This is a genomic window from Okeania sp. SIO3I5, from assembly GCF_010672085.1.
Classification (GTDB): domain Bacteria; phylum Cyanobacteriota; class Cyanobacteriia; order Cyanobacteriales; family Microcoleaceae; genus Trichodesmium.
The window spans coordinates 29,427-35,994 of the sequence record NZ_JAAHHT010000015.1 but is presented as its reverse complement, the minus strand read 5'-3'; the positions used below and the strand labels follow the sequence as shown (position 1 = coordinate 35,994).

The window sequence follows — 6,568 nt, the reverse complement described above, 5'->3', positions numbered from 1 at the left end:
AGGATAAGTACCTTTGTTTTTATACAGTTTGGCATATTGTAAAGCCAGTTCTGTTTTACCAACACCACCCATACCAGCAATAGAAGAAATTGCCACCTTTTCTGTCTCTTGTAATTGCTGGTGGAGAGTATCTAAAGTCTGTTCCCGACCTACGAATTTCGTGACACCGCTACGGGGCAAGTTATGGAAAGTTGTAGATGAGTCAAAAATTTCAGTATTCTGTTGGTTACTTTGAGTGGGTTTTCGTCGCTGCCATTCTTGTTGAAAGGTTTCCTGGTTTTGCTGAATATTCCTCCTAGACCACAAAGTGAGGCTAAAATGCCATTCCTCTGAACCCTTATCCTGAACCCGATGATCTTCGAGAATTTCCAGAAAGTTTTCCATCTGCTTGAGACTCACCCGAATATGTTCTTTTGTTACACAACCTTCCTGACCATCTTTATTAACCAAATCTACTAAATTTCGGAGGTTAGTTTTAATCGTTAATTTCGGTCGGGAACTATCTTTTTCTGACCAACGGTACTCAATATCAAAACGTTCTGGATTTTCCACTTCCCAATTAGCAAATAGCAACAACGCTCTCAACAAACGTAGCGCTCTTGCCTCAGTTATACGGCCATAGGTAATTGTTGGCATGACTTTAACCCAGGGTCATTTCAGTTATCAGTTATCAGTTATCAGGGAATAGGGAGGCTTGAGACCTTATTTTCTGGTAACTCTAGAGAAAATATAATAATATCATTATTCTTTTGTTAAGTCAATGCTCTATCAATTACTATAGCGCTACGCATTAAGGTTAGGACATTCCTACATCTTGTTTGCGGAGCATTTCCCTATAAGAAAAACTCTTTGACAGTTTACTATTCCCTATTCCCTATTCCCTATTCCCTAGCGCTATAATAATTTTGTCAAAAGTTTGGGTGTAACCTAAACTCAAAAGCCTATCCCAAACTCTCTAAGGCTTATGAAAAAAAGCTTATAGGATTTTTTAAGTAACCCTTGCTTTTCCCTACTAACCCAAAGTTAAACTTCTGCTAATAAAATTCAAAAGCGGATATTACTCATGTATTTGCACAACCGAAAAGCTAAAAATCTAGTCGTCAAACTCAAAAGCATTAGTGCTGGTATTGTTCTGAGTATTTTTACTTTGACAGTTCCTACGACTGCTGCAACATTTGACTTTCATCAAAAATTCATTGCTAATGAGGGTACACCTGTTGATGAGCCTGAGAACCCAGACTTTATTGCCAACTTATTCGAGACATTTATTGCTTCTGGAGGTACTGCTTATGGCTTTTTACCCACCCTGACAACCAATCAATCTGTAGCTACAAACGGATCTTATGCCGTGGTTGGCTCTTTAAGTGATGATGACAAAGGCTCGGCGTACCTATTTGATACTACTACTGGTAATTTACTCCAGAAATTTATCGCTCCTGATGGCGAGCTTTCCGATGAGTTTGGAAAATCTGTTGCTATACATGGCAACTATGCGCTGATAGGCTCTCGGATGAATGATGACACAGGTTCGGCGTACCTATTTGATATAACTACTGGCAACTTTCTCCAAAAATTTACTGCTCCTGACGGTGAATTTTACGACCTTTTTGGGACTTCAGTGGTTATAGATGGGAATTATGCTCTGATAAGTTCTGTGTCAGACGATCAGAGGAGTGGCTCGGCGTACTTATTTGATATAACTACTGGCAACTTACTCCAGAAGTTGGTTGCTCCTTATAGTTATGGTTTAGGAAATTCAGTTGCTATGGATGGGACTTATGCTCTGATCGGCTCTATGGAGGATAGTTATAGTCTAAACCTTATTGGCAGTGGTTCGGCGTATCTATTTGATGTAACTACTGGCAACTTACTCCATGAGTTTATTGCTCCGGATATTGATGCTAGGGACTTTTTTGGATTTTCAGTCGCTATAGACGGAAAAAATGCCTTGATTGGTTCTTTAGGAGATAGTGACAATGGGAAGTGGAGTGGCTCGGCGTACCTATTTGATGTTACTACTGGCAACGTACTCCATAAATTTACTGCTCCTGATGCTGCTGCCTATGAATTTTTTGGAAATTCAGTTGCTATAGATGGAAATTATGCTCTGATAGGTTCTTTAGGAGATAGTGACAATGGTAGTCTTAGTGGCTCTGCATATTTGTTTGATATAACCACTGGCAACCTACTCCAGAAGTTAATCGCTCCTGATGCTGCCGCCTATGAATTTTTTGGGAACTCAGTTGCTATAGATGGAGAAAATATCGTGATTAGCTCTTTGTGGGATTATGAGACCAACAGTGTCTCGGCGTACCTGTTTTCTAGTAATATTCAAGAAACACCAAAACCAGCATCGGCTTCAGAACCATCATTACTTTTAGGAATAATAGTTGTGTTGATATTTGGAGGTTGCTATTCTAAGCAAAATAAAACCTCTTGAATCAAGTTAATTTTGCTAGGTATTTGAATCCCTACAGCCGTTTTCAGGTCAATGAAGCACACTCAAAAAATGATAACCCAGTAGGGACGTTGCATGCAACGTCCCTAATGTGATCTATTCAAATGAAAACCGCTGTAATATCAAGTCCGGTAGCATCGGAGCGTGTATAAAATCAGGTCAAAATTGGCAAAAAACCTTCTGCCTTCTGCCTTTTGCTATACCACGCTTCAAACTTAATTATTTTATTATGGATATACTCATCTTAGCACTATTGTGCTACTCCATAACATCTTATTTGTTCTCAGGTTCAATTTGCTGCATCTGCTATACACTAAATAAGGAGAAGATTCATAGACATCAAACAACGGTTAAAAATCAGCAAAATCAAGCCAATTTAGGAATTATTTTTTTCTGGCCTATTTGGATAATCAAAGGTGTTAGGCAAGAAGAATAAAGTTATAACTTTACATGAAATGTAAATTACACCCCCAGGGCAAACGCATCTAAATTTTTTTGACAAATGACCAAGATTTATCATCCAAGTACACGCTCACCGATACGGGTGAAACTACATGAGAGCTATAGAAATTCCTTCTGGTTGCGCCAACGCTCTCGTCAAGCGGACTTAGGAAATCTACATTTAGGAATAGTTAAAAAGTTTTTAAATCCCCTATCTAAATCTCTTAAGGCTTGCTGGGGATAACACTTTGAGACTTCATAATACCAGAGATTTTCACTTTTAACTTGAGCAATTAAACGTTTATGCATTCGTTATAGCACTAGGCCGTTTCTTAGTTGATTCGTACTCAGTTATACAAGTTGCTAATCCCCAATTATAAGCAGTCAGGGGCTACACCTGCGTGCGCAAACAAGTATTGTTTTTTGGTAATTATTAACTTTTAATTTAGTCTTGATTGATTGCATTTTAACTGGTAAGCCATAAAAAAAAATTCTTTGATAATAGTAATCAGGACTTACGCAGAGCTAACATATATAGTAGGGGCGAATGCCATTCGCCCTCTAGGGATAGGGTATTTTCTCAGGATTTGCGTAAGTCCTGATCAAATCCGGTTAAATACTTACAGGATTTACGCACTACCGTTATATATAGCCTATAATTTGGTCATAATTCTAGATATAGCCACTATAATTGGTGCCGTTGCGTAAGTCCTGTTAATAAATAACAAGATGTATCAGTGATATGAGTTTTTCATAGTTTATTGGCTAAATCTTCAATAACTTCCTTGCAAAGCTCTCCTTGCTCTTTACTGACTTGAATACTTTGTCCATATACTTCATATTTTCTTTGATCTGGGATTTCATTTAAAGGTAATCCTTGATTTGCAGCTACAACTCCTGCACTATTAAAGTCTCTCAATTCAAATACATACTGTTTATGAAATTCGTTAAAATCTAGAGGATCAGACCCATTACAGTAGTTGCTAAATCTAGCCGGAGCTTTTTTGTATTCGCGATGCATTGCAGTTGCTGTCTCTTCAGATAAGGCTTTAAATGCATGTGCAGCTCCTACTCTTTGAGTAAACCTATTTCCAAGAAGAAGGTGTATTATTGGTCTTCTCATCTTATTTTTGTCTAATCTAGCTGAAAAGGCGTAATTACCATAAACTGGATGGACGTTTCCCGATCCATAAATAAGATTGAACAAAGCCGATATAGCTACTCTGGAGGAATCATCTGCATTGATGGGGATAATCAACTTTTCCCCTGATATGATTGCTATTTGAGTATATATTGAGAAACTTGGATTTGTATCAATGAAAAAAACGGTTTCTCTGTCTTTATTTATGGCATTATCTGTAACGTCTTTTAGAATTGAATGAACTTTGTCCCAAGGTTTGTCGCTTTGCGATAGAGGTGTAGCATTAGCTCTGTCCGCAAGTAATGGTGCAATAAGTTCTAAATTTCCATCTCCACATAAAAGGAAAAGATTACTCGAAAGACGATCGTTATGACTATTAACTTTTACCAAGAAGTCTTGCAAATTTCGTGTCGAAAAATTATTGATAATAGAATCCGTCATATATCCAACAACACTTTTAGGAGTTTCTTCAGAAATTAGTTTTTCTACCTTTTCTTCCCCACTATTCCCTCCTCCAAGAAGCATCATTGAAACATTAGCTTGGGGGCACATATCAATAACTACAATATCTTTATCTGGGTTTTTGGCTGCATAGACAGTAGCAAGATGGAAACAGATAGTACTCTTCCCTACTCCACCTTTGTTATTCCAAATAACATAACTTTTAGATTTCATTTTATTTTTCAAACTCACTGACTAAATTTTGACATAAATATAGCAATCAAGAATAATTTATGAGAAATTATTTTATTATCTATTTCCCCTTTCCTTTTGCCTGTTCCCTTTTTTTCAAAAAAAGGTATCTCACAACTGATTCTTGATTGCTATATATAAAATACCACTCAACTATACTTCCTAACAAATCTGAAATATCACCCTGAGCATCAAGTCGGGCATCATCATCAACCATTAATACTTCTAACTTATGAATGACGCGATAATTTTTGAACTACATTGAACTTTTGCCTTTGAGGTTGCCATGGCTGTCGCCTCGCAACCTTTCAGACTTTTAACTTGTGCGTAGCGCTATACTATTTAAAATGCAAACTATTTGAAAAACTTGTATACTTACTAATTACCTGTTAATTCTGGCTCTATCAAAATTAAAATTAATCTGAAATTATGAGAATATATCTATATATTCTATCAGGAATTACATCCGCCTTAATAGGTTGGAGCATCGGTCAATTTATCCTTAGCGATTTAGGCTGGTTACAAAAATTTCCCGAACTAGCATTATTTCCTTGCATCGCAATTTCTCTTGCAGTTGGCATAGTAGCCACAGATATATTTTTAAGTAATCCCACTCGGTTTAAACGCAACTTCAGCAGAGGTTTAATACCCCTAAGTATTGCTGCTGGATTAGGATTTTTAATTGGCATTACTTCTGGGGGATTAGTACAAATATTACTTAATCCACAATTACGAGATAAGGTCATAACTATACCCGATGAACTTGTCAGAATAGTCGGGTGGATATTAATTGGTGGAGCAGTCGGTTTAGCCGAAGGTTTGACTTGGCGCTGGCGCAGTATAGAAGCAGGAGATAAACGGCGTTTTTGGCAACGACTTATTATTAGTTTTAGTACCAGTATTTTGACTGCTTTAATTGCAGCCATTATCTTTGAATGGATACGACAAAAAATGGGAGGAATGCCTATAGCTTTAAAAGCTTGGGAAGACACAATAGGGTTTTCTTTATTGGGAGGTTTGTTAGGTTTAGTATTGAGCTTTTCTACCTCTCCTAGTCATCTAGTTGCCCTTAGAGCTGGAGCAGGTTTTGAATATACTGAAAATGTCAAAATTAGTCAAAACAAAACACCTAGTAATTATCCTCATATTCAGAAAGAATTATTACCAAAACTGAAATTTGTGAGTAATGAACTTACCGAGAAAATTGAAGAAGGATTATCCATTCAATTACCTGCTAGAGGCAAAGTTAAAATCGGTTCAGCTCAGTTAAAAATTTTAGGTAGTCAACAATTTGGGGTAAATATTTGTCTTCCTGGTTTGCCATTACATATTGCTGACTTAGACCTAGCACCTAGCCAAACAATTCTAGTACCTAATATCAAATTTTTCTCTAAAATAGAATATCAAGGCGATCGCTTGACCGAAAGTACACCAATTAAACTAAAACATAACGACTTAATTACATTTCATGCGGAAAATGGTGTTTATAATGGTAAAAAATTATTCAGATTTGTCTACTACAATCGCTTCTTGGACCCACAAGGTTAGTCTATCTTTATTAATAGTAAATTTCTACATTAATCCGAGTTTTGCTCAAGTCAAAAATCTAGAAATTATTGAAGCTATTCCTGACCGAAATGAAGGAGAAGTTACCCTCCGTGTGAAAGTTTACGACCAAAACAATAAACCAGTAAAAAGTCTGCAAAAAGATGACTTTAACTTAACAGTTTGTCCGCCGAAATCTAAGCCCAAAACTGGAAAATGTCAAAATTAGTCAAAACAAAACACCTAGTAATTATCCTCATATTCAAAAATAATTATTACCAAAACTGAAA

At 36.7% G+C, this 6,568-nt stretch carries 6 protein-coding genes; 3 read left to right on the top strand and 3 right to left on the bottom strand.

Going from position 1 to position 6,568, the window contains the following annotated elements:
* On the bottom strand, window positions 1–636 hold a 636-nt coding region (locus tag F6K40_RS05190; RefSeq protein WP_483143763.1), incomplete at its 3' end, for an NB-ARC domain-containing protein.
* 427 nt (window positions 637–1,063) lie between these two features.
* Between F6K40_RS05190 and F6K40_RS05185 the strand changes: the two genes are divergently transcribed.
* Entirely contained in the window at window positions 1,064–2,440 is a 1,377-nt protein-coding gene (locus F6K40_RS05185; RefSeq protein WP_293132326.1) for a WD40 repeat domain-containing protein, read from the top strand.
* Between the two features lie 1,210 nt (window positions 2,441–3,650).
* Here F6K40_RS05185 and F6K40_RS05180 read toward each other — a convergent pair.
* On the bottom strand, window positions 3,651–4,715 hold the full coding sequence (locus F6K40_RS05180) for a ParA family protein (protein WP_293132323.1): 1,065 nt from the start codon (window positions 4,713–4,715) through the stop codon (window positions 3,651–3,653).
* Window positions 4,716–4,794: 79 nt separating this feature from the next.
* On the bottom strand, window positions 4,795–4,950 hold the full coding sequence (locus tag F6K40_RS05175; protein WP_293132320.1) for a hypothetical protein: 156 nt from the start codon (window positions 4,948–4,950) through the stop codon (window positions 4,795–4,797).
* Window positions 4,951–5,162: 212 nt separating this feature from the next.
* Between F6K40_RS05175 and F6K40_RS05170 the strand changes: the two genes are divergently transcribed.
* Together F6K40_RS05170 and F6K40_RS05165 are read left to right on the top strand one after the other, a co-directional pair.
* Complete coding sequence (locus F6K40_RS05170) at window positions 5,163–6,281, top strand: hypothetical protein (RefSeq protein ID WP_293132317.1); 1,119 nt, start codon at window positions 5,163–5,165, stop codon at window positions 6,279–6,281.
* The gene (locus tag F6K40_RS05165) at window positions 6,244–6,507 is read left to right on the top strand and encodes a hypothetical protein (protein WP_293132314.1); all 264 of its coding nucleotides are present in this window, start codon (window positions 6,244–6,246) and stop codon (window positions 6,505–6,507) included. Before F6K40_RS05170 ends, F6K40_RS05165 begins: the two co-directional genes overlap by 38 nt.
* Window positions 6,508–6,568: the final 61 nt, after the last annotated feature.

Bases quoted from the DNA above. Each gene is read 5' to 3' on its own strand.
- F6K40_RS05185 (WP_293132326.1), top strand. From the start codon at position 1,064: ATGTATTTGCACAACCGAAAAGCTAAAAATCTAGTCGTCAAACTCAAA.
- F6K40_RS05180 (WP_293132323.1), bottom strand. From the start codon at position 4,715: ATGAAATCTAAAAGTTATGTTATTTGGAATAACAAAGGTGGAGTAGGG.
- F6K40_RS05175 (WP_293132320.1), bottom strand. From the start codon at position 4,950: ATGGTTGATGATGATGCCCGACTTGATGCTCAGGGTGATATTTCAGAT.
- F6K40_RS05170 (WP_293132317.1), top strand. From the start codon at position 5,163: ATGAGAATATATCTATATATTCTATCAGGAATTACATCCGCCTTAATA.